Origin of the sequence: Desulfosporosinus sp. FKB (genome assembly GCF_002196705.1) — a bacterium.
Classification (GTDB): Bacteria; Bacillota; Desulfitobacteriia; order Desulfitobacteriales; family Desulfitobacteriaceae; genus Desulfosporosinus.
Window position 1 is genome coordinate 1 of the sequence record NZ_NADJ01000028.1, and the last position, 25,919, is coordinate 25,919.

Annotated in this window: 22 protein-coding genes; 4 read left to right on the forward strand and 18 right to left on the reverse strand. The window is 38.4% G+C overall.

Going from position 1 to position 25,919, the window contains the following annotated elements; all coding sequences use genetic code 11:
• Positions 1-439: 439 nt before the first annotated feature.
• Positions 440-676, forward strand: a complete 237-nt coding sequence (locus B5Y67_RS08610) for a hypothetical protein (RefSeq protein WP_242975911.1) — start codon at positions 440-442, stop codon at positions 674-676.
• A 310-nt stretch (positions 677-986) separates the two neighbouring features.
• On the opposite strand, the gene B5Y67_RS08615 is transcribed toward B5Y67_RS08610, so the two are convergent.
• Entirely contained in the window at positions 987-1,235 is a 249-nt protein-coding gene (locus B5Y67_RS08615) for a hypothetical protein (protein WP_242975913.1), read from the reverse strand.
• Positions 1,236-1,783: 548 nt separating this feature from the next.
• On the opposite strand from B5Y67_RS08615, the gene B5Y67_RS08620 reads away from it, so the two are divergent.
• Positions 1,784-2,671, forward strand: coding sequence for a phosphatidylserine decarboxylase (locus B5Y67_RS08620; protein ID WP_088226046.1), 888 nt, complete (start codon positions 1,784-1,786; stop codon positions 2,669-2,671).
• A gap of 78 nt (positions 2,672-2,749) precedes the next feature.
• Here the strand turns inward: B5Y67_RS08620 and B5Y67_RS08625 are convergent, their stop codons facing one another.
• The 17 genes from B5Y67_RS08625 to B5Y67_RS08705 form a co-directional block, all read right to left on the reverse strand.
• Positions 2,750-3,118, reverse strand: coding sequence for a hypothetical protein (locus B5Y67_RS08625; RefSeq protein WP_088226047.1), 369 nt, complete (start codon positions 3,116-3,118; stop codon positions 2,750-2,752).
• Between the two features lie 275 nt (positions 3,119-3,393).
• On the reverse strand, positions 3,394-3,819 hold the full coding sequence (locus tag B5Y67_RS08630) for a DUF2500 domain-containing protein (protein WP_088226114.1): 426 nt from the start codon (positions 3,817-3,819) through the stop codon (positions 3,394-3,396).
• A 551-nt stretch (positions 3,820-4,370) separates the two neighbouring features.
• Complete coding sequence (locus B5Y67_RS08635; protein ID WP_088226048.1) at positions 4,371-5,750, reverse strand: sodium:alanine symporter family protein; 1,380 nt, start codon at positions 5,748-5,750, stop codon at positions 4,371-4,373.
• A 533-nt stretch (positions 5,751-6,283) separates the two neighbouring features.
• The gene (locus B5Y67_RS08640) at positions 6,284-7,372 is read right to left on the reverse strand and encodes a dipeptide epimerase (protein WP_088226049.1); all 1,089 of its coding nucleotides are present in this window, start codon (positions 7,370-7,372) and stop codon (positions 6,284-6,286) included.
• Between the two features lie 179 nt (positions 7,373-7,551).
• A complete protein-coding gene (locus B5Y67_RS08645) occupies positions 7,552-7,890 on the reverse strand; it encodes a P-II family nitrogen regulator (protein ID WP_088226050.1) in 339 nt (112 codons plus the stop codon).
• A 275-nt stretch (positions 7,891-8,165) separates the two neighbouring features.
• A complete protein-coding gene (locus B5Y67_RS08650) occupies positions 8,166-8,627 on the reverse strand; it encodes a DUF6773 family protein (RefSeq protein ID WP_088226051.1) in 462 nt (153 codons plus the stop codon).
• Positions 8,624-8,824 carry a helix-turn-helix transcriptional regulator gene (locus B5Y67_RS08655; RefSeq protein ID WP_088226052.1) on the reverse strand — a complete coding sequence of 67 codons (201 nt, stop codon included), beginning with the start codon at positions 8,822-8,824 and terminating at the stop codon, positions 8,624-8,626. Before B5Y67_RS08655 ends, B5Y67_RS08650 begins: the two co-directional genes overlap by 4 nt.
• 186 nt (positions 8,825-9,010) lie before the next feature.
• Positions 9,011-11,365, reverse strand: a complete 2,355-nt coding sequence (locus B5Y67_RS08660; RefSeq protein WP_088226053.1) for a DEAD/DEAH box helicase family protein — start codon at positions 11,363-11,365, stop codon at positions 9,011-9,013.
• A gap of 13 nt (positions 11,366-11,378) precedes the next feature.
• Entirely contained in the window at positions 11,379-13,262 is a 1,884-nt protein-coding gene (locus tag B5Y67_RS08665; protein WP_088226054.1) for a site-specific DNA-methyltransferase, read from the reverse strand.
• Positions 13,263-13,378: 116 nt separating this feature from the next.
• Entirely contained in the window at positions 13,379-13,837 is a 459-nt protein-coding gene (locus B5Y67_RS08670; RefSeq protein WP_140419076.1) for a hypothetical protein, read from the reverse strand.
• A 288-nt stretch (positions 13,838-14,125) separates the two neighbouring features.
• Positions 14,126-15,109 carry a uroporphyrinogen decarboxylase family protein gene (locus B5Y67_RS08675; RefSeq protein ID WP_088226056.1) on the reverse strand — a complete coding sequence of 328 codons (984 nt, stop codon included), beginning with the start codon at positions 15,107-15,109 and terminating at the stop codon, positions 14,126-14,128.
• 33 nt (positions 15,110-15,142) lie between these two features.
• A complete protein-coding gene (locus B5Y67_RS08680) occupies positions 15,143-15,775 on the reverse strand; it encodes a corrinoid protein (RefSeq protein ID WP_088226057.1) in 633 nt (210 codons plus the stop codon).
• 184 nt (positions 15,776-15,959) lie between these two features.
• Complete coding sequence (locus B5Y67_RS08685) at positions 15,960-17,165, reverse strand: MFS transporter (RefSeq protein ID WP_088226058.1); 1,206 nt, start codon at positions 17,163-17,165, stop codon at positions 15,960-15,962.
• Positions 17,166-17,498: 333 nt separating this feature from the next.
• A complete protein-coding gene (locus B5Y67_RS08690; protein WP_207652411.1) occupies positions 17,499-18,728 on the reverse strand; it encodes a multidrug effflux MFS transporter in 1,230 nt (409 codons plus the stop codon).
• A gap of 263 nt (positions 18,729-18,991) precedes the next feature.
• Positions 18,992-19,207, reverse strand: a complete 216-nt coding sequence (locus B5Y67_RS08695) for a hypothetical protein (RefSeq protein ID WP_088226060.1) — start codon at positions 19,205-19,207, stop codon at positions 18,992-18,994.
• Positions 19,208-19,760: 553 nt separating this feature from the next.
• Positions 19,761-20,396, reverse strand: coding sequence for a DUF3786 domain-containing protein (locus B5Y67_RS08700; protein WP_088226115.1), 636 nt, complete (start codon positions 20,394-20,396; stop codon positions 19,761-19,763).
• A 520-nt stretch (positions 20,397-20,916) separates the two neighbouring features.
• Positions 20,917-23,322 (reverse strand): cell wall-binding repeat-containing protein, encoded by a 2,406-nt coding sequence (locus B5Y67_RS08705; RefSeq protein ID WP_088226061.1) that lies wholly within the window; start codon positions 23,320-23,322, stop codon positions 20,917-20,919.
• Between the two features lie 254 nt (positions 23,323-23,576).
• Here B5Y67_RS08705 and B5Y67_RS08710 point away from each other — a divergent pair, with 254 nt between their 5' ends.
• Together B5Y67_RS08710 and B5Y67_RS08715 are read left to right on the forward strand one after the other, a co-directional pair.
• Positions 23,577-24,821, forward strand: a complete 1,245-nt coding sequence (locus B5Y67_RS08710) for an MFS transporter (protein WP_088226062.1) — start codon at positions 23,577-23,579, stop codon at positions 24,819-24,821.
• 137 nt (positions 24,822-24,958) lie between these two features.
• On the forward strand, positions 24,959-25,855 hold the full coding sequence (locus B5Y67_RS08715; RefSeq protein ID WP_088226063.1) for a hypothetical protein: 897 nt from the start codon (positions 24,959-24,961) through the stop codon (positions 25,853-25,855).
• Positions 25,856-25,919: the final 64 nt, after the last annotated feature.

Here is a 25,919-nt window from a genome sequence, read left to right on the forward strand (position 1 = left end):
TTCACCTGGGTGACCTCCGTTATTTTTTGATTGGATTCTGTTGGCCAACAGTGCATCCTCTCAAAGCTTAACGTGAGGTCGTCTTTTTTTCAAAGCTCATTTTTTGTTACTCACAGGAATGCTCCTCATTTTGTATCACGAAACCATAATAGGAATATTATGGTATATACCGGTAATAAGGGGGGGCAACTAATGATACTATGTGGGGTCGGTGTGGCAATTGTCGTAATTGCTATTCTTACACTAATTGCAATGGGCATAGTCTTTTAGAAAAATTTCTTTTGAAAACTGTTGCGATAGTTTTTACGGCCAGGCAAGAATTGCCTGGCCGTTACTGTAATAGTATAAAAATTATAGCAAAATTCAAATAATACTCTTAACGAGAAATAACAAAATAAAACTAGCTATTTAACTCAAAATATATTGGAGGCATGAGGATTTGGAAAATACTGTTACGTTAAGTGAAATCTGTACACCTGAATTTATGAAACTCTATACTCAGTTTGAATCCATCGAAGAATTTTTCTCTGCTGGTGGATTTAATGTAACAACAGAGGAAGATTATGATGCGATTCCGGACAAAACAATTAATTCCTATGTTGCAAACACCACAAATTTCCCCACATGGAAAGAAATGTTAACGGAAGCCGCAGACAATTACATCAAGAGGCCCTAAATGCCTCCTGAGTTGACTTAGCACCAATAGTGAATAATCTAACACAAAGCAGTTTCAAATGCCAACATAAGGCTCAGCTAGTGCTCTTCTTGCTTTATTGAATTGTATAGTTATAATGATATTGAAAATGAATAATTTTTTAGGAGTGACAAAAATGAATGAGACTATCGAAACAATCATGAAAAGAAAAGGGGCAAAAAGTTATACTAATCAGTGGGCTATGATGCCGATCCTTCTCAAGCCCCGGTTCCCAAAAACATGAATGTTGTAAACTATGTTAAATAACTATACAGGACCTTTTCAGATCAGTTTATATCTTATATAAAAACCATTTACACGTATTTAATTCATATTTAAGCTCGTATCTCTTTAATTGGCCGTTGATATTACTTTGACACTCATAAATCTTCATACGATTTCCGGCAAGTTTTTCTTCGGATAACCTAATAATCTGTTCAACTTTGACCACCTCTCCATCATGCCGAAAACGAATGGGGCGCGGTATACCCGGCACATCAAACCAGGCAATCATTTCAATCGGCTTCATTACGACTTTCACGTTAACCACACTTCGCCCAATCTCCCGTAATACACTCGGTGCATCCTCCCCTATGTATCAATTTATTATGGCAGACAGGACACTGATTATTAGCAATTAACCATGCTTCGCAGGGTTCTATACAATTCTTTTTCTCAATACACTCAGCGCAAATATCTTTCATTATCAAATCCGCCTTTCAGTACATGCATTTGGTTTATGCAGAACCTATGTTCTATTATACCCAGGCTCTAAAAGAATATCAATAGAAAAATCAGCTTACTTAAAGTATATCAATCCTCAATGACAAAAAACTGTTAAGACTATCGCTGATTTCTTAACCAACCCTTTCTAAATACGACGTTTCACCCTAAGACTTGCATTAATACAAACCAAGTTATCCACCGAAGCAAGGTATGGGAACCACTCCCGCTTCAAGAAATGGGAGTCTTACGATTGGATAAAATTTGGTATTTGCCGCTTATCGAGCCTTAATGCTTTAAAATATGATCCTGCATCTGGCTTTGACCTCAGGTGCAGGATATTTCCTCTATTAGGAGTTGATGCATTTGATTAAGTATTATAATCGAAACAAAAAATCTTATGAGATAGAAAAGGTAGCTGGAGAAAATATTTTGAATTGGACCTACTCGTCTCCCATCGGTATGAGTCTTTTAGAACTAATTATAAAAAGAAGACTATGCTCAAGCCTTTATGGTTGGTATTTGAACAGGAGAATGAGCAGGAAGAAAATTAATACTTTTGTTACCAATTTCAATATAGATTTGACTCAGACTAAAAAAAAGCTTAACGATTTTTCGTCATTTAATGACTTTTTCTATCGTAAATTAAATTCTCAAGCTCGTCCAATCGATAAAGACAACCTATCGCTGATTTCCTTTGGAGATGGGAGACTTTACGCTTATGAAAACATAGACTTAAATAGATTGGTTCAGGTAAAAGGTTTTACCTATAGTCTTAAAGAATTGATTAGAGATGATCACATCGCTGAGAAGTTCAATAATGGAACCTGTTTAATTTTAAGGCTTTGCCCTACTGATTATCACCGGTTTCATTTTATAGACAATGGTATCTGTGAAAAATCCACAAAAATTAAGGGATCTTATTACTCTGTTAATCCAATTGCTCTTCAAAGAGTCAAGAAACTTTTTTGTGAAAATAAAAGAGAATGGAGTATCTTCCATTCAAACAATTTTGGTGATGTTTTATATGTAGAAGTTGGAGCGACCTGCGTAGGTTCAATTGCCCAAACCTATACCCCTGAGAAATCCATAAACCGAGGTGATGAAAAGGGCTATTTCAAATTTGGCGGTTCAACAGTAATTTTATTTTTAGAAGCTAATAAAGTTAAAATCGACGAGGATATCCTTAGGCAAACTAGTCTGGGGTATGAATGTTACGTTTTAGTTGGAGAGAAAATAGGAAAGAAATTATAAGGAAAGACAGTAAAAAAATCCCCCTCGGAATAAGGGGGATCTTACAAAAAGGACCGTTCCTTAGGTGGTAAGATGGTCTTAAGAAATAACCAATTTTACAGCTTTAAAAAGTACATCAACAGGGTCTTTTTCCATAAATATTTTTTGATCATTTTTGATTTGTATCTCCAGATGCCACAAACCATTACCTTCAAAGTTAAGCTTAGGATTATATGGCGCTAATAAACTTAAACACTGTCCCACTGATAGTAACGGAAGACTGAATGGTTTAATTTTCGCATTAAAAAAATTTATGTTGATCTCATCTTCAGTATCAAATAAATTCTCATCACAATAGTCTTCAAAAACAAATAAATCCCCAAATGATGGCATCCACCATTCTTTTAGTTTGTCTCGCTGTTGCGCAGTCAGTTGTTGGATTTGATCAGTACTAATTCGTTGTTTCATTTTACACCTTCCCCATAAGTGCTATTGTGCGTTAGCCACTGAGAATCGTTTTTTGTACTATTAAGCCAACCACTTTCCACCATATAATAAATAATTCATACAAGTCAAGATTATCACAATATTTAAATATAGTACAGAGGAAATAATGTTCTTATTTTGTCATGAACCCCTTTATTTCAAAACTCTAGTAACTGCTACTTTGAATCTCGCGGGGTTTCTCCCAAGAACCGCACCAGCAGGCGTCTAAATATTAAAGGTCAGCAGTTTCATCAATGTTATAAGGAAGGGGTAACTGAATCCCTTTCTATAGGAGAAGAATTATACCTGACAAAACTTAAGAATCTTGTACCTTGAAAACTGAGTTTTCCAAGGTCATTATCTGCGATTAATCCGTATTCACGACCATCAACTCTAAATTCCATCCGGTCTCCGCTTTCGACTTCAAAGGTTATATAATATGACGTTGATTCAACATGGTGCGTTCCCGTGTCACCGGCATCATGGTGAATACTGCTTGACGTATGAGTTCTCTTCGAGATAACTTTTGCAGAGACAGTTAATTTCGGTTGTGAATTATTATATCTCCATTGCCCGATACTTTTTATAATACCAAGAATAATGGTGCCTAAGACCAGGAAAAAAATCACAAAGAATATAATTGGGATTAATGAAAACATAATGTCTGGAGGGCTATGAAACATAAACACGTTAATACCTCCTTAATTTAGTTCTTTTTAATTTATGAAATTACTTCCTTCCCTCTATCCTAGAATATCGTTATATAGTTATATAGTTCACTCTCAAAACATCAATTCCTTTATTTGTCTAATTTTCTATATAATCTCCCTTTATATTGTAACAATTGCCCTTTCCTGATGTACTGTTCATAAGTGCTAATGGGCGTGAAAAGTGAACTCGTTCAGCTAAAGCTGAACATCGGGGCTTCAGATACAATAATGTCCAGTGGACATTATTGCTGAGCCGCCTTTCCCAATAGGAATACTTAGCGGCGAAGGAGGACTCTACCCCGCCTGAAGTTACGAAGGACCCACCCCCACTTATAGAAGTGGGGGTCTTAAAAACTGGATAAAAAAACCTATAGAATAGACTCTTATTTCAAAGTTCTATTAACTATAGGTTTTTCTCCTATCACTTGACAGTAATATATGCATTTATCTAACGTGTAATAACCTAATAGTAAATACTTTCTTCAATTAGGTCTCTAATTAAAGGTAATCTTCGCCTTTGATTACTACACATCTAAGGTACTAGATGTATCTGTGATTTTTTTAGGATCACTAAAATAATCTTTAGTCATCTTAACAACCGTACCGCTTAAGAGGATTAAACCAATCAAGTTTGGAAGAGCCATCAGAGCATTGAATATGTCGGATATATTCCAGATAGTTTCTAATGTTGTTGCTGCGCCGACCGGGATTAAAATGCAATATAGGATGCGATACGGAAGAACGAATTTAGAACCTAAGAGATATTCCACCGCACGATCTCCATAGTAAGACCAGCTAATAATTGTCGAAAGAGCAAAAAAGATGATTCCGAAAGCGACGATATATTCTCCTGGGCCAGGAAGGCCCAGATTGAAGGCTTTAGCAGTAAGGTTAGCACCCGTTAAAGCTTTACCGGCAGCATCAACTTGTGTAAAGGCACCAGTTGTCACAATAACTAAACCAGTCATTGAACAAACGACAATCGTGTCAATGAAGGGGCCAAGCATGGCTACAAGCCCTTCACGAACAGGATATTTTGTTCTGGCAGCACCATGTGCAATAGGTGCACTGCCCAGGCCGGCTTCATTGGAGAAAACCCCACGAGCAACACCGAAACGGATGGCCTGAGCTACCACCGATCCTGCAAATCCTCCGGTTGCAGCGGTACCGCTAAAAGCATCATGGAAAATAACTGCAAAAGCATGAGGTATGCTGTTGAGGTGTAAGAAAATAACAACTAGCGAACCCAAAACATAAAAAATACACATAAAAGGAACGATACGGCTTGCAACGCTTCCAATACGTTTAATTCCTCCAATAATAACCGCAAAGACTAACAGGGCTATAATTATCCCTGTTGCTATTTTGGGAATGTGAAAATATTTAAGAGCAGGTTCTGCCACGGAATTCGCTTGCACCATATTCCCAATTCCGAAAGAGGCAATGGCCGCAAACAATGCGAATAACATCGCCAGCCATTTTTGACCTAAACCCTTTTCGAGATAATACATGGGTCCGCCACTAACACTACCATCTTTATGAACTTTCCTAAAATTTAGGGAAAGCAAAGCTTCCGCATATTTAGTTGCCATACCGACAAAAGCTGTTACCCACATCCAGAATAGAGCTCCGGGACCGCCAATAGCTATTGCCGTACCGACGCCAGCAATATTTCCCGTTCCAATTGTCGCCGAAAGTGCGGCACTTAAAGCCTGAAAGTGAGTAATTTCACCTTCGTCTTTAGGGTTATCATATTTGCCGGAAAGTAATTTCCACGCATATCCAAATTTACGTATTTGAATAGCACGTACTAATAAAGTAATTAGAATACCGGTTCCCACCAAAAGTACAATAGTAAATGGCCCCCACACAAATGAATCAACCGAGTTAATCAAATCGTTCATAGTTATCATCCTTTTCAAAGTTAATTGTTTGCATATACTGTTTTTTTCTGACTCACCTCCTCTATGCCTGGTTCTTTTCCTCTCTTGGCTTAAGTTAAACTATAACGACCGAATTACCAATAACAACGTATGAAAGGTACAACCCAGGCTTATATATTTACAGTTTATTCTGACTATTAAAACTAAATATATTCGCTAACTTTTTATATAACCCTGCTAATAATATCCTTTTAATTAAAAGGCGCCTTGATACTCTTATGAGTAGATCAAAGCGCCTTTGCTTTACACATCCTAAGTTAGTTTCAAGTCAGAATGACTTTAAACCTTATGTGTAATATACTAGCACAAGAATATAATTAATAACAATACTATTATTGGAATAATTTTGTATACATGCCAAATGTACCAAATGGCTTTACAAACCCTTCGTAAAATATCAAAATAACAAATTCTATAGAAAATCATCTTCTTTTACTACTTCAAGTTTTAACGCGAGGGATTAGGTATTACCATGTGAGAAGATGATATGAATTCTAATGATAATCGACTCCATGAATTTTTTTAAATCCAAGACCCGGGACATCTTCTATGGTTATTTTATGGTTGTTAAACACTGCGCCTCCTTCTATAGGGTCTTCTTTACATAAAACAGGACCATCAAGATCAACTTTAGTAATAATACGTTTTGCCAATGCTAAATGTACCGCAGCCGTAACACTTATTTTGCTTTCTAACATACAGCCAATCATACATTCCACTCCGTATATTTCAGCTAATGAACAAATCTTTAAGGCATTATGAATACCTCCTGTTTTCATTAGTTTAATATTTACGAGATCTGCCGCTCGCATTTGAATTATTTTTAAAGCATCCATAGGTGAAAATACGCTTTCATCTGCAAGTACAGGAATGGATACATGATCTGTAACAAGTTTAAGCCCTTCAAAATCATGAGCAGGCACAGGCTGTTCCACCAACTCAATATTCAAGCCTGCATCTTCCATTTTTCTTAATGTATATATCGCCTCTTTTGCACCCCATCCTTGATTCGCATCAATTCTAAGGTTTACAGCAAATCCTGCTGCTTCACGGATTGCCTTCATCCGTTGGATATCCAAATTTGCATCTTTTCCCACTTTTATTTTTAAGGTCTTATAGCCTTCTTCAATAGCCGCCCTGCTATCCTCTGCCATTTCTTCCGGAGTATTGACACTGATTGTAATATCGGTAGTAATTTCTTTGCGATAGCCTCCTAAAAGCCTGTAAAGAGGAGCATTATACAATTGTCCATAAAGATCATAGAGCGCAATATCTATTGCTGCCTTAGCACTAGTATTTTTCACTATTGCTTTATCCAAATTAAGCATAATTTCTTCAAAATTATTGATATCCAAACCAATTAAATGTTTTTTTATATGATCTTCTATAGCTCCAATGATCGCTCCCGTAGTATCCCCTGTTATTACTCCCGTTGGCGGTGCTTCTCCATAACCTATATGTCCTGTATCGGTTATTACTTTTACAACAACATCTTCTACGCTCTTCACTTCTCTTAGAGCTGTTTTAAAAGGCCTTTTCAAAGGAATGGAGATGTGGCCAATCTTAATATCGGTAATTTTCATCATTGGTACCTCCGTCTAGGAATTTTGGTTCTAAGAGACTCTATCGACTCCAATTATAAGATTTCGATTATTTATTGATTTATCCTCCTTAAAGTTCTTACCCTTTTGCATCTTCCTAGTGCATGACCGCTCAATATAATTTCACTGCGACTACAATCTTAACCTTAGATCATAGTAGATCATAGTCCTCTTTCTCCCCTGCCACCGGTTCTGATTCCCACAGCATTTTCAACTGTAGCTATTAATATTTTGCCATCACCGATCATACCTGTTCTGCTCATTTCAGTAATTATTTTCACAACCTTTTCAACGTCTTCGTCTTTAACGACAACCTCAACTTTCATTTTAGGAATAAAATATGCATCAAACTCTACATTCCTGTAAACTTTAATATAACCTTGTTGCTTACCGCTTCCAAAAACATGACTATTCGTGAGGCGATCAATCCAATTCTTACTGAGTGCTTCTTTTACATCATCGAGTTTCTCGGGACGAATAATTGCTTCTATTTTTTTCATCGTGATCACCTCAACTTTTCTTAATTTTACTCAAGTTGCTGCCGAACCCTTTTATTAATTGTGTTTACTATAGAAGTGGGGGTCTTAAAAACTGAATAAAAAAGGTGCTTGGAGAGAAATTTCTCTCAAAGCACCTTTGCTTTGACAATATTCATTAAACCTTTTCTATTTAGCATCTTACCCAATTGTATACATTAAGTAAATGTTTCTTATACATGCATACAATATTCTTGATTCTTGCTCTTATCCCGACTCTTACTCTTTCTATGATATGCTCATTCTTCAGGTCCGTTATCATCAAATTCTTTTTCATATTTATAAGCTCTGCTTTGATGATATTTTGTTGCCAGAAAAAAACCGCCGATAAACAGAACTAAAAATATCAATAAGAAAACTATTGAGCTTTGTGAAAGATTCACGGTTGACTGTTTCGTCGAAGAAAAGACAGAAACTGCAGCAACTACAAAAAATGCTATGACTAATATAATCAAGGTCTTTAATTGTTTATGCCTATACTTAGGGTAAACACTATAGGTACTAACCTTCATCATATTCATGCGTAAGAGTTCATAGACCGGGAAAAATATCAAAATTAAATATTCTGTAAGGCATTCCTGCAGGTTCATCTTAAAGAGCAACGTTTTGACTGCAAACGATATAGCTATACCTACATATATAATAACAGCTAGTTCACTTCTTATTTTATTTTTTGCTTGTTCAATTCTCTCATCTCTCATGATTCTTCCTCCCAAAAAATATCATTTAATGTTTTACCTAGTACTTTACAAATAGCAATACACAACTGTAATGATGGATTAAACTTCCCAGCCTCAATCATCCCGATTGTCTGTCTCGTAACACCAACAGCTTCGGCTAATTGCTCTTGAGACATATCCAGTCTTGCCCTAGCAGACTTCAATTTAAGATTCTTCAATCCTCCATCGCCTCCACATTGCATATTATATAATATATCATTCTATATGTAAACTATATATTGCATTTTGTTAAAAATAAAATTCAGACCTTGAGCTGTCTGGATAAAGTCTGGATAAAGTCTGGATAACGATGGATAAAACCAACTACGCTAAAACCTTGGCATTTTGAAACTAAATTATTAAGGCTATTCATTGTAAACCACATCTCGTTTATGATAGTCAATATGTTTAATAATCACGGCTGCTTTTTGTTGGTTAATAAGATCAGAGGCTTTGAGAATAAATTCCTCCGGATTGATATGGAACTGCTCGAACGTTTCAATGGTTATACCTTGTAGAATGCAGCACACATCATTTCGCGTTAAACCGGTTGCCTCAACGATCTTCCCGATTAAGTCGTACTTGACGGTCATGCTAACAGCAGAATGGACCTTTTCTGTTCTGCCTGCGGTTTTTTCAATGGCCTGCCCCCTATGCAGAGTTCCTTTTGATTTAATGGTATCCATGTCACCATACTCGATCTTAAAGAAAATCCGAGGTACACTGAGGTCCCTATCTAAAGACTGAATTGACTTTTGGATCAATTCACCATTATCAAATTTAACCCCATTAGACAACTTGGCTCTTATTTTTTTCCAAAAAGTATTTAAAGTCCTCATCTCAGCAGTTTGTTTATGAAGTTTCATGCTGGTACTGTTACTTCGCGCATTCTCAGGTGCCATTACTTGAGGATCGTAAATTGTACCGTCAGCAATAGACTCTGCAAGCTCTAACTGAAGATGTTTAGCAAAGCTGTCATAGCTCTCATTGGCAATTATCGTTAAGACATTGACGTTATGGACATCACTGCCGAGGACATTAGCGTCCATTCTCTCGCCATAGTTGTTGACACAGAGGCGAAGACCCCGGCCTATCTCTTGGCGTTTCCTTATATCTGAGGAGCTCCGCTTGAGTGTACATATCTGAAAAACGTTAGGATTATCCCATCCTTCGCGCAGGGCCGAGTGGGAAAAAATAAAGCGCACCGGCTCTTTGAAATCTAAGAGTCTTTCTTTATCCCTCATGATTAAATTGTAGGCGCCTTCATCATCGGAAATTAACGATTTCCTATCACCGATTTTACTGTTAGTCATTCGTTTATTTCGTTTATCAATGGAGAAATAACCAGCATGTGTTTTGTCAGGATTTATTTCCTTGAGAAATTGAAGGTAATCATAGTCCCTACAAATTAATTCCCATTCTTTAAGCGTTTCCCGATATTCCTCTTCAAAAATATCTGCATAGTTACCGTTAAATGCTTTTCCGGTTTCATCATATCGTTTATAGTTTGCGACCTCGTCGATAAAGAAAAGCGATAAAACTTTTATACCACTGCGATGTAATTGATGTTCTCGTTCTAAATGTGATTTAATCGTTTCTCTGATTTGAATCCGACGTATCTGTTCTTCATTAACTGAACCGAAAATATCCCCGGCCGCTATGACAACACCATTCGTAAATTCTACGGTATTATTTAAACCGTCGATTTTAGAAACAATATACCCCCTATATTCCTCCAACCCACCAGAATGAGTATAAAAATCATACCTTTCTTCAATCATTCTTCTTACCGTTCGTACACTATTCCTGCTCTTCACTTCAAACTCAAAAGCTGCCGTTGGAGGACGATCATCATACAAATTAATTTTCTCAAAATACAAATAGCCCTCTGTGGCTGTAGTTCCAGTAATTGATATTCCCTTGACAGCAATTTTTTTCACTAGTTGCCTATTATAGGCTTCCAAAGCATCGAGTCGGTACACCAGGTTGTAGAGAGAATTTTTTTTATGTGTTGCTGAATAACGCAGTGTTAATAAGGGATTAAATTCTTTAAGCCGCTCTTTCGTGGCTATTCCTTCCACCGACTGAGGTTCATCGATAATGAGTATTGGATTGGTCGCTGCCAGAACCTCAATGGGCCTGCGTGAGCGAAAACTATCCAGATTCATATAAATACGTCTGGCATCTTTTCCGCGGGAATTAAAGGCTTGCGAGTTTATAATCATAACGTTGATCCCACTGTCATAGGCAAACTGAGCTATTTTAGCCAAGTCCTTGGAATTATACACAAAGTAGCGAATCCTTTTTCCATAGTCTTCGGCAAAATGGTCTTTCGTAATATCAAGAGACTTATAAACACCCTCACGGATTGCCACAGAGGGAACGATAATGATAAACTTGCTCCAGCCGTAATGCTTATTCAGTTCAAACAGAGTCTTAATATAGGTGTAGGTTTTACCTACACCTGTCTCCATCTCAATGGTTAGATTATATCTTCCATCTAACTTTGATGATGGTTCTAATCGATTTCTTCTTTGCAGTCTCTGAAGATTAGACTTTATCAGGTCATCCGAAATCAAAAGCTTTTGGTTGGCATATCCCGAAGAACTCAACCCCGTGGCTATTGGAATTAAAGCAAAATTAGGTTGGCCGGCAAAAACTCCGCAAACTGCCGCTGCCGCATCTGCTTGAAATTTTTGATACGTAAACTTAAGCTTCAAAGTCTGCCCTCCCCTATATGACTTTAATGCTTGTATCAGGGGCCTGTAGCTTAAAGATTGCTTCGGCGTTAATTTTAGCTGCACTGCCAGCAAAGCAGCTATCTCTAAACACTGCTCTCTGAGGGTTCTGCTTTGCTATTTCTCGTATAACCGTTTCAGAGATATGGTCTTCGAAACAAGCTGCCAGAAAACCGTCATCGATAAAATGCACAGTAACCCCTTCTATCGTTTCACTTCTATGACTAAGGGATAAAGGTAAGCCACAATCAAGAATAATGCCATAAAGCAAATCCAAATCCGTTCTGTCTTTTTTAATATTCGGCTTTAATTCTGAAAGCATTGATTGATGATAATCACTAGCAGCATAATATACGTCGTTCATATTTGTGCTGTCCAGCTTTAAGACCCTAAACCCTATGTCTTGTCTGTTGACCCCTTCATTATCACTCTTATCAGCTACTAGTTTTTCCCCGACCCGGCGTAGTCGTTCTTTGCCAATTTCACAGATGTTTTTAAACCCAGCCTGAAAAGCTACACTATTTTTATCACAAGGCTCCTGTAATTGAACCATAATAAACTTACGGTTTCCCTTATCTTCGCTATTTAGTTCCATAACGGCATGGGCGGTTGTAGCCGAACCTGAAAAAAAGTCCAGAATAATAGGAGAGTTTTCATCTGGATCAGTTGCTAATTGCAGAAATCGTTTTACTAATTCTACGGGCTTGGGATTATCAAAGACATTTAAGCCATCAAATAGTTTCTTAATTAACTGGGTTCCGTTCGTTGTGGCCTCAATATCATCCCAGATAGTCTTCGCAACCTTTCCCCTTGGTTCTGCTTCCCAAATATAACGCTTTCTTTGCGGACCACCTTCACCGGTTTTGCCAAATATTATTCTCTGATCCTTAAGTAATTCCTGAAACTTTTGATAGTCATTTTTCCAACTGCAATTAGCCTTGGGTTTATAAACAACACCGGTATTGGGATTAACAATTTCGTATTGTTGATTAGGTCTCCAGCCACCGACCTGAAAAGGGTCTGCCTTCCACTTGCCTCGAGGGTCATTGTCGGGATTATCAAAGCCCTCCCCATCTTCGGGAAATCTGAAACGTTCTCGATGTTTGACAAAATAGTCCAGGGATTTAAAGTAAACCAGATTATGGGTATGAGAAACTGAAATTATCGCTGTGTTGGTCACAGATTTAGTAGAGTTCCATATAATATCAGCTAAAAAATTCTCTTCACCAAATACTTCATTACATATTTTTTTCAAATTATCTATCTCTTGGTCACTGATGCTAATAAACATGACTCCATCGTCCTTTAGCAAACTACGCGCTAACCGAAGACGCGGATAAATCATGCTGCACCAATCACTATGAAATCTTCCATTGGTTTCAGTGTTCCGGAACAATCTCTTACCTTCATTATCATACACAGAGATTCTCTCTTTATATTGATTTCTGTTGATTTTAAAGTCATCATTATAGATGAAATCTTTTCCCGTATTATAAGGCGGATCAATATAAATCACCTTAATGCAATTTAAATAACTTTCCTGCAGCAGCTTTAAAACTTCAAGATTGTCCCCTTCAATATACAGGTTACCGGTAGTTTCCCATTCTTTGCTCTCCTCTACACAGGGACGAAGAGTCTTCCTAATTGGCTTATTGGCTTCGACAATGGCTGCTCTTTTTCCAACCCAAGTAAACTCATAGGATTCTTCTCCGGCAATAATATCTGCTGAAAGCTCCTGCTTAAGTAATTCAAAGTTGATTCTTTTTCTAAAATTTCCCTTCTCATCTCTTGCTTCGGTTATAACATTTGGAAACAATGACCCGATTATCTCAATGTTTTTCTGAACGATATCAGCGCTTTCCAACTTCAGTTTCTCCAATGCGCAGTCTCCAACTTTCTCGAAACATTTCAAAGGATTAATGCCATAAGTATTATTGACTAATATTACACAGGTTGAAACAATTTCTCCCTCTATTACTCTATTACTTTATTACCTTATGAACGTATTTTTAGTTTTTGTTTGTTGTCTTCTTCAAGCCATTCCTTACATCGATGTTCTTTGCAAATTATAGGACGTTTTTCCCATGCAATAATGCAACCGCTTCGCTTCGTCCAATAAGCACAGTACCCCATACTAATTCCACGTTCTTTCAGTTCACTAAGAAACCTTAGGGCTTCAATTTTTCTAGCCGAAAAATCATTATAGATGTAAGAATCAATCCAAGCACTAAAAGCCTTAAGTACGTCATAGAGTGGTTCTACTTCAAACTTATCTTTTTCTAAATACCAAACACTGTGCTGGAAATAATACTCAAAGTTTTGAGTTAGATCTATAATATTATCATTAGCATAATGAATATCATCAGGCAGTTGTCCACCTTCACACCTTTGTATATAAAGCTTACAACACTTCCCTCCACATGATGCACATCGACCTACATCTCTATATTCCAATCCGGCACACCCCACCACTTCCAATTTTATAGATAAGTACCATCTATTAACTTTCCACAATTTTCATACATTTCCTTCTCTTTGGATAAATAATTAAAAATCTGTTGAGTTAGTTCTTATGCTCAGGCCCATTAGGGCTGAAAACAGGAGACATTCGAAAGAAAATTCAGAGTTATAAACTCAGGCCCTAAAATAGAAAGAGCCGTGGAGAAACTTTATTCTCTCACGGCCCTGCAATCTCTGAATCTTTGAATCTTTAATAATTCTGGCTGCTTAATTAAATGGATATTAGAACATTTCCTTGGTCATTTTGTCAATGACTTCATTTACCGTATCATAAACACCCGGGAAAGAACTCCAATTGCCTCCTTGAGTCAGACAAGGTATAAAATACAACTTCCCACAAGTTTTACATGCCCGTTCTACTTCTTTGCCAACTATTTCAGGAGTCCAAGCCGGGAAATCGACGACACCGCTGTCGATATCTCCCATAAAACTAATCTTTCCGCCATAGTTTTTGATTAATTCCGGCGTATTGTTTGTTGTCATGACCCCCTGCCAAATATCTACTCCCATATCAACCATAAAGGGCACCAAATTAGCTGCATAGGAATCACTGTGATGTATAATCAGCTCTACCCCATTAGCTTTATAGAAACCATATATTTTCTTGTAAGCCGGAAGATAGAACTCTTCAAACATTTGCGGAGAAATAAAGGACGATTTTTGGCTTCCCCAATCATCATGATGAAAAATGCAATCAGGATGAAGACGATCAATCAAAACTTTAGCATAAGCTAACTCCTGTTCAGTAAGACGATCAATGAGTTCATGCATAGCTTCCGGCTCTTCATATAAAGCCATTAAGGCATCTTCCATACTCATAAGATGATGGGTCATTTCAAATACTCCAGGTGCGACAAATACTGTTACAAATTCCTTGTTACGATCAACAGTTTTCGCATGGGCAATAGCAGGTGCCCAATCTTCATCGGCTGTAGGGATTGGGGGCACTTTAACATAGCTCTTCCATTCGGTGATATCCTTTAGAACCTTATGCTCCTCGTCATGAACCGGAAAGCCGCCGAGTTGACCTTCCGGCCACCGGAAGGTAATACCCCAGTTATTTTTTATTGTTTGCCCAGGTTCAGGGAAGTTTCCACCAGGATTAGGAGCTTCCATGATAAAATGCATAAATTCATATTGTTTTACAAATCGATCAGGATTTCCGCCCTTGATCGTTTCAAGTAAATTTTGCCGTTTCGTTAACATAATTACCCCTCCTCATTTTGTTGAGATGGTTTATCAACCTTTAACTAATTCCACAGCTTTTACGGCTGCGCTGCCTGCATCGGGAGCAAAACCGTCTGCACCAATTGATACTGCAAATTCTGCAGTTACCGGCGCACCGCCGATAATTACCTTAAAGCCTGTCAATCCGCTGGATTTAAGGGCTTGTACAGTTTCTTTCATAGCCGTCATTGTTGTTGTAAGAAGACCTGAACATGCCACTAACGTTACATTTCTGTTTTCTTTGACAGCCTCGACGAATTTAGCCGCCGATACATCAACCCCAAGGTTAACAATCTCAAATCCAGCGCTTTCTATCATCATTGACACAAGGTTTTTGCCAATATCATGAAGATCGCCCGCAACGGTACCTATAACACATGTCCCATAAGAAGCTGTACTTTGTCCAGCAAAAAGCGGCTTAAGTATATCGACACCTTTAGACATAGCCTTAGCCGCCATCAACATTTCCGGGACAAATATTTCCCCGGCTGAAAATTTATCACCAACAATGCTCATTGAGTCGACCATGGCTTGGAGAATATTTTGGGCTTCATTTCCTTCATCCAAGGCTTCCTGTACCAACCCAGGAATGAGTTTAGCTTTTCCCGACTGCACCATTGCCTTAACTTCTTCAATCTTAGACATTTCTTAAGTCCTCCTCGTTAATTATTACCAATTATCTGTTATCAGTTATTGCTTTACCCAATATTTTAACGTATAGTAACAGCACATTAAAGGAGCATGTATTATATAATTTTAGTTCAGCCTGAATTATTTAATTAAATTTAATTTCAGCATTCACCATTTCCAATTATCTCATATGCAGAAATTATTGAACTTTTGCTTGTGAAGAAGGGCCAACCGACTGAGCAGACTTTTTGAAAGCAAACATTAGTAAGAAGACCACTAACAAAGCTAAATATCCTATCGTTCCAAAATAATATTGAAATCTTAGCGTCGTGATATGCAGAGGACTCATAATGGCAGCATAAAAATACCCGGAAAGAAATCCGCCCAAGTTCATGCCTGAGACAATGATGGACATAGCCATTGGAGTCTGGCTGGGATGCACTGAAGCACCGGCAAGCATATAGATCGATGACATGCAAAGAGTTAGCCCTACCCCTAAACACGCCTCTCCAAGCATAAATATCGGAACACTTTGGCTAAAGGAAAACAAGATCTGGGATACTGTAAAAAATATAACTCCAACACTAAGAGTTTGGCGTCCAATTTTTTTATACACTTTGCCAAAAACCGCTCCTGCCAGCATACCCCCTACAGTCATGAACATCAGGACTACCCCGGCAACCGCTGCATTAGCTTTGATGGTTAAAAGTACAGAAGACATATTGGTAAGTGACGGGTAGTCTAAAATTGTAACTACTCCAAAGACAATACACCAACCAAACACTGACGCAGGCATTTTCAATGTTGAAGCTGCATTGTCAGCAGAACCCGCCGGCATATTTGCTTTTTGAGGCTCTGGCAGGAACAATATGATTATAATAAATGTGATTAACCCAAGAGCATGAGCAAGGAAGCTATAGTTCCATCTTACTGAGGCAAGCACACCACCCAGCAATTGGAGCACGATTCCTCCAATATTCATGATAACTCCGTTAATTCCCATAACATTTGCCTGTTTATCAGGTGGTACAAGGTTAAAAATTAAGGCGCTGTTGATCGGCATAATAAGCCCAAGTCCCAACCCAAAGAAACCCCGGGCTATCAATATCGAGGTAAAATCATTTAAAAAATAGGGAATCGCTCCACCAAGGCTGAACATCAACGTTGCAAAAATAACTAACGTCCTGTATTTTACAGACTTTCCAGCAAGACCGCCGCCAAAAACAGATACAGGTATGGATATAAGTGAAGGGATAGTCGATACCAGCAATAGAGTACTGAAGCTTACGTTTGGAAAGGCTCCTCCGATAGCTGCTATGGCAGGAGTAATTGTTCCAACACCCATAGCAAGAAACCCGAATGAATAAATGGCTAATAATACTAAAGACTGTTTTTTATCATTCACAGATATCTTCCTTTCAAAACATAATGTATATTCGCCATTAAAGTTATAAGTAATTCGGATGATTGCTGAATCCTAAAACACTTTTAACAAGGTACTCTTGCAGTTCAATATAGTTGTCATTATTCAAATCCTGTGTTAATGCTTAACAGATTATTAAATATTAGATAGTATATTAGGGTTATTTAGAATATTAAGAATTTTAATGTCGAATTCCTCCCTTCTTTTTAAAGCAACCCAAACTATTCTGTTAACCTCAGTCTTATCTCCCCCTCCTTTGTAAGATATAAACTATTACGAATTATGTAAATACATCAAAATGTATATACATATCAACTATGCCCTCTGTAGTCTTGGCCTCTTCAAGATCATAAAGGTAAGTAATGAACCAACATCCACTATTGCTATGATAACACCCATTGGAATTGCTGTATTGCTTCCCCCCAAGCCTACCAGCGGGGCAACGAATGCACCAAAAATGAATGACATAAGCCCCAACAAAGCAGAAGCGCTGCCTGCCGCATGTCCATAGTTTTCCATGGCTAAGGCTGAACCTGCAGTACCTACAACTCCTACGCTTGATACTACTAAAAATAATGGCAATAATATGAATGACAGCCCTGCGTTGAGTATAATTGCCCCTAACAATGCAAGGCCGCCAAAAGCTGCGAGGCAAAGGCCTGCCACGTATAATTTGACCCCATTTATCTTCGCCGCAAGTCTTCCTGTAAGTTGCCCGGCAATAATAATACCGATACCATTCATTGCAAAAATTAAGCTGAAGGTTTGGGGGGAGGCCCCAAATACATTTTGAACGACAAATGGTGATCCTGATATGTAGGCAAACATGCCTGCCGAAACAAGTCCTTGAGGCAAAGCATACTTAACAAAATCCGCATCGGTAATAAGGTCTTTAAAGGTTAAAAAAGTATTGGAAAGGCCACCTGAAGTCCGGCTCTCAATTGGCAATGATTCCTTCAATCCAAAATAAACTGCAAAAATCATTAATAATCCAATAACACATAAAACTATGAATACACCACGCCATGAGGTGAATTGCAAAAGCTGAGCCCCAATTATTGGTGCAAGTACCGGTCCCAGACCATTTACTAACATTAATAGAGCTATAAACCTCATCATTTCGGAACCTGAGTAGAGATCTCGGACGACGGCCCTGGAAATGACAATCCCTGCAGAACCTGCCACTCCTTGAATAAACCTTAATATTATTAAACCGGTGATTGACGGAGTAATAGCACAAAGCAAAGACGCAGCCGTATAAGCTATTAGTCCAATTAACAATGGTAAACGACGGCCACGAATATCACTCTGGGCTCCCATAAGTAATTGGCCTACAGAAATTCCAAGCAAACAGGCAGTAATACTCAACTGAGCCAAAGATGCGTTAGTATGTAATTCTGTCGTTAAGGAAGGCAGAGATGGCAAATACATATCAATCGACAACGGTGCAAAGGCAGCTAATGCCCCTAACACGAATGCAACCCAATATCGAAGTCCTTTTGACCCTGATACCGTTGCTTTCGTTAAATAGCTAATTTGACCCATCTTAATCATTCCCTCTTTTACTGGTTTTCTCCTCGTAGCTGTTTACATTTTTATAAGTCCATATATTCACTTGTTAATTCATTATATTGTATATACAACTATATACTATCTTAATAGTTCAAATATTACAATAGATTTCATAAACTAATTGCTGCAGTCTGAAGAAATAAATAGTCAACTCAAGGTATGGGAACAACTCCCACTTCTACAAGTGGGAGTCTCACGAAACCTAATGCATTCGACGATTAAGGACTACTCTTTGATTATTCAATATCTGATCGCCTGACAAATCGGCTTAGTTTCTCGTCCCACATCCATGAAACTTTATCTTTTGGATTGCTTAACAGATTTGTCAACACATCAAATTCTGAGGCTTTTAGGGCAGATTCAAACCATTCTTCAAAGGATACATTCAATGATTTGCATACTGCATCAAGCCTTTCTTTAATTTTTTTATCCGCCGGAAAAACTATGAACATTTTAAAACACCTCTGTTTACCCTAATTTACCCTAATTCCCCTTCTTTTTGATTGCTATTAAATCAAAATCTCTCTATCTAACAATAGAAGCAGTTTTTATATCTCCATCTTTTGAATCTATAAATGGTTCGTTCTAAAGCCTCATCTCTTCTCACTGTAATGTAAAAATTCTTACCTATCTTTTTATTATTCTACTTTATATAGTAAATTTCAATATTTGTTAATATTTTTGCAATATTAAACTTTAATTATAATTCAAGAATTATTTCTTTCCTTGATCTGTTAATCTCAGTAGTCGTAATTAAATACTTATAAAAACATAACGGAAAACTCCATTCCAACTCTTTGAGGACTACATTGGAATGGAGTAGTAATTTAATAAAGTATAGAACTAAGCACATTAAAAAGCTATAAAGCAACAAAAGACAACTATTAGCTTTCTTGTTCTATAAAGTTATTATAGGCCATTCTGACAAATTGTACAACAAATGCTTCAAACTCAAACTCAAAACTAAAGCTCATAATCGTACTCAAATTAGGTTAAAAAATTACACTATGTAATGTATTTATTAAATTGCCCTTGGGCTAGCTTCTTTAACTCATCTGCCAGGTATACTCCAAGATCAATGCTTATTCCAGTATCTAATATTTGTTCTATGGAAGAATCATAGAGTATAGTGGCGTTAGCCTTAACTTCCTCATCCCCTTCCCAAATTACAACACACAAGGGTATTTCGGGAAATGCTCTCAAAACTACCGAAGCGTCTCCGAAAGGACCTGGCTGACCACCTAAGACGTGAGAAACTTTCATTAACCGGCTGGACTGATGGCCAAAGGATTCAATTAACACAGATATAACTGTTTTGTGAAATGCAGAATAAAATATCGTACCACCAGGCAGTTCTTTAACGCTTACCCAATTCAAGTCAGATCCCAGGAAAGGCCTGGCATTGGCCAAATAATTGAGGATAATAATCGTTGCCAACACTTCAGGAACATATCCATCTCTTCTTCGGTGGATGATCTCTTGGTCACTATCCACAACATACTCTTCATTAAAAAAAAGCACAATGAATTGACGGGTATCACTATTGTAGGATACGGTTCGTACCGCTGTTATCTCTTTAGGATCATTTTTTTTAATATCCCGCCAGAATTTCAGACATGTATTACGGTAATTTGACTCTATTTCCACTCTTTCAGAATTTATTTTCGTTCACATCCTTTCTTCTTAAGATAAAGTTATTATTAAAAGCAAGTTAGTCTATTTTTTAATCTTAAGACTTTGCTAATTCTGCCAATAGTAATCTAAATTTTCTCATTTATAAAATAACTATTAAATCTATTCCTGTCAACTAGTTTTGCAAGTGAACCCGTTCAGCTAAAGCTGAACATCAGGGCTTCGGTGACGAAAGCACCTAACCCATAACAAATTCTATCGCGATGAAGGATGGACTCTACCGCCGAAGCAAGGTATTGGAACCACTCCCACTTTATAAAAGTAAAGTCTTACGATTAGATAAATACTCCCCTTTGGCAGTCATTAGAACTAACCTGCCTTAAGGGGAGCTTTCTATCGGATGCATCTTCTTTGAATTAATTGCCGAACAGCTTGGTTTTCTTGATTGCTGCATATCTGAGAGATTTAGGTCTCAACTAGATTCGGCTTTGAACTATCTATTTCTTACGTCTAGTCTAAATTAACCGACTCAAACAGAGGGTATGACGAAGCTTTGAGACGTTCCAAAAGCATAACCATTATAATTAGCCGTTAACGTATAGGTTTGACCAGCATTCAAAGCAGCACTAATGGTATAAGTTGTTCCTCCGTCAGAGGTTACAACGCCGGAAATCGCGATGCGGTTTCCGAAACTATCCAGGAGAGTGAAGTTACTTGTTGTTAAACCATTCAACGCTGCACTCAATCCTACTTTAAAGCCGGTTGTCGATATGTTATTAACTGTATACGTTACATTATTCGTGTTATAAGGAACTGTAAAGCTCTGGGCTGTACCCAGGGTATAGCCTGCATAGTTAGCTGTTAAGGTATAGGTCTGACCTGCACTTAAGGCTGCACTAACGGTATAAGTGGCTCCTCCATTCAGAGTTGTCACGCCTGTAATAGGAACAGTATATCCAGAACTGTTTTTGAGGGTAAAATTACTGGCGGTCAGACCATTAAGTGACGAACTGAGTCCCACTGTGAATCCTGTTGAAGAAGGGTTACTTACAGTGAGTGTTTCGCTGCTGACATTAGTGTAGGGCACCATGAAACTCTGAGCCGTTCCCAGGGCATAACCGGCATAGTTAGCCGTTAAGGTATAGGTTTGACCTGCACTCAAGGCTGCACTTATTGTATAAGTAGCCCCTCCATTAAGTGTAGTCACACCTGTAAGCGGTATAGAATATCCGGAACTGTTAAGAAGAGTAAAGTTGTTACTAGTTAAACCGTTCAGAGCCGAACTCAAACCCACTGTGAATCCTGTTGATGAAGGGTTACTTACAGTGAGTGTTTCGCTGTAGACATTCGTATAGGGCACCATGAAACTCTGAGCTGTTCCCAGGGTATAACCGGCGTAGTTAGCCGTTAAGGTATAAGTTTGTCCTGCAGTCAGGGCTGCACTAACAGTATAAGTGGCTCCTCCATTTAGAGTTGTCACACCTGTAATAGGAACAGTATATCCGTAACTATTTTTAAGTGTAAAATTGCTGGCGGTCAGACCATTAAGTGACGAATTGAGTCCCACGGTAAATCCTGTTGTTGTCGGATTGCTGACAGTGACAGTTTGATTGCTTGTAACGTAAGGAACAGTGAAGGTCTGGGTTGTTCCAACACTATTACCATTATAGTTTACCCTTAATGTATAGATTTGCCCGGCACTTAAAGCTGCATTAACGGTGTAAGTGGCTCCTCCGTTAAACGTTGTCGCACCTGTCACAGCGATAGAATTCCCCGAACTATTTAGAAGGGTAAAGTTGTTGGCAGTTAACCCACTAATGGCCGGATTTAATCCAACAGTAATTCCATTCGTCGACGGGCTGCTTACCGTTACAGGAATAACTCCTGAAGAGGTGGTTGAATCCCCAAAAATCTCGCTGACCAGATTAACTGCCCAGTCAGGGACACCAACCGATCCGCCAAGTACGTTTATTTGAGGATTACTGCCCGTATTCCGAATAGTAATGAGATAGTCTTTAATCGATGGGGGTAACTGCCTCGATTTGGGATCAATTAATAAAATCGGTGCATTGTTTTGAGCTGCTAATGTGCTTCCAGAAAGTGCGTCGGCATAATCATATCCATTAGCGAGATAAATCTGAGTCGGGTTTGGATAAAACTTGGTTAAGATTTGCGATAAGGTTTCAAAACGATCCTGACCGCCAAACCGCTGTATCTGGGCGCTGGGAACCAAACTTTGCAGTGTTGTTTGCAGTGAATCGTTGATAACAGCTTTACCGCCAACAATATAGATATTGGAAGGTTGATCTTTAGTGATAAAGTTTGTAACACTATCAGGCAATTTCGTGGGGCTGCTGAGAAGAATCGGCCATCCTTTGCTGGCCGCCAGCGAAGCAACGCCTAAAGCATCCGGAAACTCATTACCGCTGGCAACAATAACCGGTGTCCCAGGATTCACATTAAGATCGTTGACAATGATTGAGTTCGTGTCAAAACGATCAGAGCCACCCATTCGTGTGACATGATAGCCCGCCTTATGTAGCCACTTCTCAACTTTTTCATTGATTATGCCAGCACCACCAATAATCGTGACGTTTCCCCCGGCTTTTAAATGGTTTTTCACAAAGTTCAAACTGAGTTCTGAGTCATTGACATCAGTTCCTACAAGAATAATGGATGCATTCAGCTTCGTAGCCAGGGTGCTTGCTGACAGAGCATCAGGGAAACTATAAGCCGAGGCCAGAACAACATTTTGCATTTGCTGTCCCTGAATTTCCTCCTGAGCAATAGCCGTGGACGTTTGAAAACGATCTTGACCTGAGTAACGATTAAAATGAGACTTAAAATTAGGCTTAGCTTGGACACTCCCAGCTAAAGTAGCTATGAGTAAAGTACTTGTCACAGCCACAGATGTCAATTTTGCTTTTTTGTTCATAACTTTTCCCTCCTAAACAACTTTACTGTCAAAATAATCCTCTATATGCATATACGTTTATTGCCTAAAGTTTTAGGGGGGGGAGGTTTAAACTATTTAAAAATTCGAAGTTAATTTTCTTTCCTTAGTTTGTTGGCTCTCACTAACTCCAGATATTGATTCACGTTAAGTAACGTTATACAATACTATTGCTAATAGTACTTTATATAATAGTAATCCTAGCTAAATTAATTACTGAAAAATTGGAGAAGAAAATGAATAACACTTTCGCCGTGACCAGAAAGCTTGGCCAAACCTTTCCAGCCTTAACTCATAAGAATTTCCGCTATTTTTGGTTCGGGCAGTGCATTTCACTGATGGGAACCTGGATGCAGACAACGGCTCAACAATGGTTGGTATACACCCTAACGAAATCAGCGTTTCTGCTCGGAATTTTAGGGGTAGCCCAGTTTGGTCCTATGCTTGCTTTTTCCCTTTTTGCCGGTGTTTTAGCGGATAAATTTCCCAAGAAGGCTATTCTCATATTGACTCAGTCCGCGCTTATGCTTCAGGCTTTTATTCTGGCAGCACTTGTTTTATCAGGACATATTCATTATTGGCAAGTATTACTACTCGCTGCCGCCCTGGGATTTGTCAATACATTGGATATGCCTACTCGTCAATCATTTATGGTTGAATTAGTGGGCAGAAAAGATTTGACCAATGCCCTAGCCCTTAATTCTACTATCGTTAACTTAGCACGCATTATTGGGCCGACAATAGCTGCTCTATTAATGTCAAGTATTGGTGCCGGATTTTGTTTCATCTTGAATGCTCTAAGCTTTATTCCGGTAATTATAGGGTTGTCACTTATTCATCCCCAAGTAATTAATCGTCCGCCCCAAACAGTCAATATGCTTAGAAGCGTTATTGATGGGCTAAACTATATTTCCACAAAACCAATTTTAGCATGCGCTGTTCTTGCTGTATTGGATATTGGGACATTTATAATGAATACCAATGTTCTTTTCCCCGTGTTTGCCGATCAGGTACTCCACAAAGGCGTTAACGGTTATGGATTTCTCCTATCTGCTATGGGCATTGGCTCATTAATAGGGGCAATGATAGTTGCCACAAAAGCCCGGACAAACCCCAATCGACGCATTATGTTTACTTCTTCCCTCATCTTGTCTGCCTTAATGGCAATTATCTTCTTTATCCATTCATCTTCATTAGCAATGTTTTTTGTCGCGGGTATTGGCCTTTTTAATATTATTTTTATGAATACTGTAAATTCAACCTTACAACTCAATTCTACAGACGAATACAGAGGCCGCGTTATGAGTGTCTACGCACTTGCTCTTGGAGGGACAACTCCAATCGGCAACTTATTTGCCGGAGGGTTCGCTGAAAAATATGGTCCTTCCGTCGGCTTTTTGATGTGCGGCATCACCGCTGGTATTTTAATAGTATTAATCCTAGTCCGAACATTTAGAAAGGAGAAGCAACCAACGTTATAGCTGTAGTCAGACATATTTTCCCTGCTAATTTGCATATTATCAGATAGAAAAATTTATTATGAGTACTAATCTTTGTACTATAAAAATACATTGAGGTTATGGGAGCTTATCTCTGAATTTTCGAAAGGAGAAGACCTATGCCTTACCAAAGGTGGCGTCAACCACACGGCGACTTCAGGCAAGATTTAGGGACATTAGCTGTAGGTATATTAGTAATTGTTGTCATTGGTTACTTTCTCTTCCACGGCTATTTGGAAAATATCAATAACCAGAGTGTTGCAGCTTCAAACTCAAATGATGTTAACCTGCCAAATACAAATGACCCTAATACCTCTAATGATCCTAATTCGGCTAATTACTCCTCTCAAATTTCTCCGAACGGAAATATTACGATGAACATTGGAAGTGAAAATAAGGCTTTAACGTCAGGGTATTGGGTATTATATGTCTCTGATGGAACTTCTCAGCAGCTTTCTGTTACTGCTCAAGATTATGCTTTTTTGCAAACGTTGATGCAAAATGATAGTAAAGGGAGTTCTTCAGTTACCATATTTCTAATTGATAACGGACTAATTCATCAGTACAATATCAGCAAGGAAATTTATTCAATCATAACTAATATGGCCGCTATCAAGTCCCGATCCTCAAATGCATCGTCAGATAATTCTTCTCTTCCTCCAGATTCTTCTAATTCCTCTTCCGGCTCCTCTTCAGAAACGCCTGCTGATTCCTCTTCCTCAACTTCTAATACCACTCCATCTAAGACATCAGTCAGTGAAACCATGAAAACCAGTAACCCGTCGACATCGGGATTTACAGTCACATTGAACCCAGCGCTGAATGGTTTGGCGCCTGATAATTTTACGCTTCAAAATAGTTCAGGAAATTCCGTCTCAATTTCTAATGCGACAACATCAGACAATGGAACAACTTACACAATCAGCGCTGTCTTAAGCACCGGTCAAACTTATACCCTTACAGCAGCCTATCCGGGTTACACATTTGGGACACCCCAAACCATCGAAATAAAATAGAATTATCATCGTTCACAGGAGTGAACTCGTTCAGCTAAAGCTGAACACCGGGGCTTCAGATACA

Excerpts from the sequence above, each read along its gene's own strand:
- B5Y67_RS08625 (WP_088226047.1), bottom strand. The coding sequence starts at position 3,118 with ATGAAACAACGAATTAGTACTGATCAAATCCAACAACTGACTGCGCAA.
- B5Y67_RS08630 (WP_088226114.1), bottom strand. The coding sequence starts at position 3,819 with ATGTTTCATAGCCCTCCAGACATTATGTTTTCATTAATCCCAATTATA.
- B5Y67_RS08635 (WP_088226048.1), bottom strand. The coding sequence starts at position 5,750 with ATGAACGATTTGATTAACTCGGTTGATTCATTTGTGTGGGGGCCATTT.
- B5Y67_RS08640 (WP_088226049.1), bottom strand. The coding sequence starts at position 7,372 with ATGAAAATTACCGATATTAAGATTGGCCACATCTCCATTCCTTTGAAA.
- B5Y67_RS08645 (WP_088226050.1), bottom strand. The coding sequence starts at position 7,890 with ATGAAAAAAATAGAAGCAATTATTCGTCCCGAGAAACTCGATGATGTA.
- B5Y67_RS08650 (WP_088226051.1), bottom strand. The coding sequence starts at position 8,627 with ATGAGAGATGAGAGAATTGAACAAGCAAAAAATAAAATAAGAAGTGAA.
- B5Y67_RS08675 (WP_088226056.1), bottom strand. The coding sequence starts at position 15,109 with ATGTTAACGAAACGGCAAAATTTACTTGAAACGATCAAGGGCGGAAAT.
- B5Y67_RS08680 (WP_088226057.1), bottom strand. The coding sequence starts at position 15,775 with ATGTCTAAGATTGAAGAAGTTAAGGCAATGGTGCAGTCGGGAAAAGCT.
- B5Y67_RS08690 (WP_207652411.1), bottom strand. The coding sequence starts at position 18,728 with ATGGGTCAAATTAGCTATTTAACGAAAGCAACGGTATCAGGGTCAAAA.
- B5Y67_RS08695 (WP_088226060.1), bottom strand. The coding sequence starts at position 19,207 with ATGTTCATAGTTTTTCCGGCGGATAAAAAAATTAAAGAAAGGCTTGAT.
- B5Y67_RS08705 (WP_088226061.1), bottom strand. The coding sequence starts at position 23,322 with ATGAACAAAAAAGCAAAATTGACATCTGTGGCTGTGACAAGTACTTTA.
- B5Y67_RS08710 (WP_088226062.1), top strand. The coding sequence starts at position 23,577 with ATGAATAACACTTTCGCCGTGACCAGAAAGCTTGGCCAAACCTTTCCA.
- B5Y67_RS08715 (WP_088226063.1), top strand. The coding sequence starts at position 24,959 with ATGCCTTACCAAAGGTGGCGTCAACCACACGGCGACTTCAGGCAAGAT.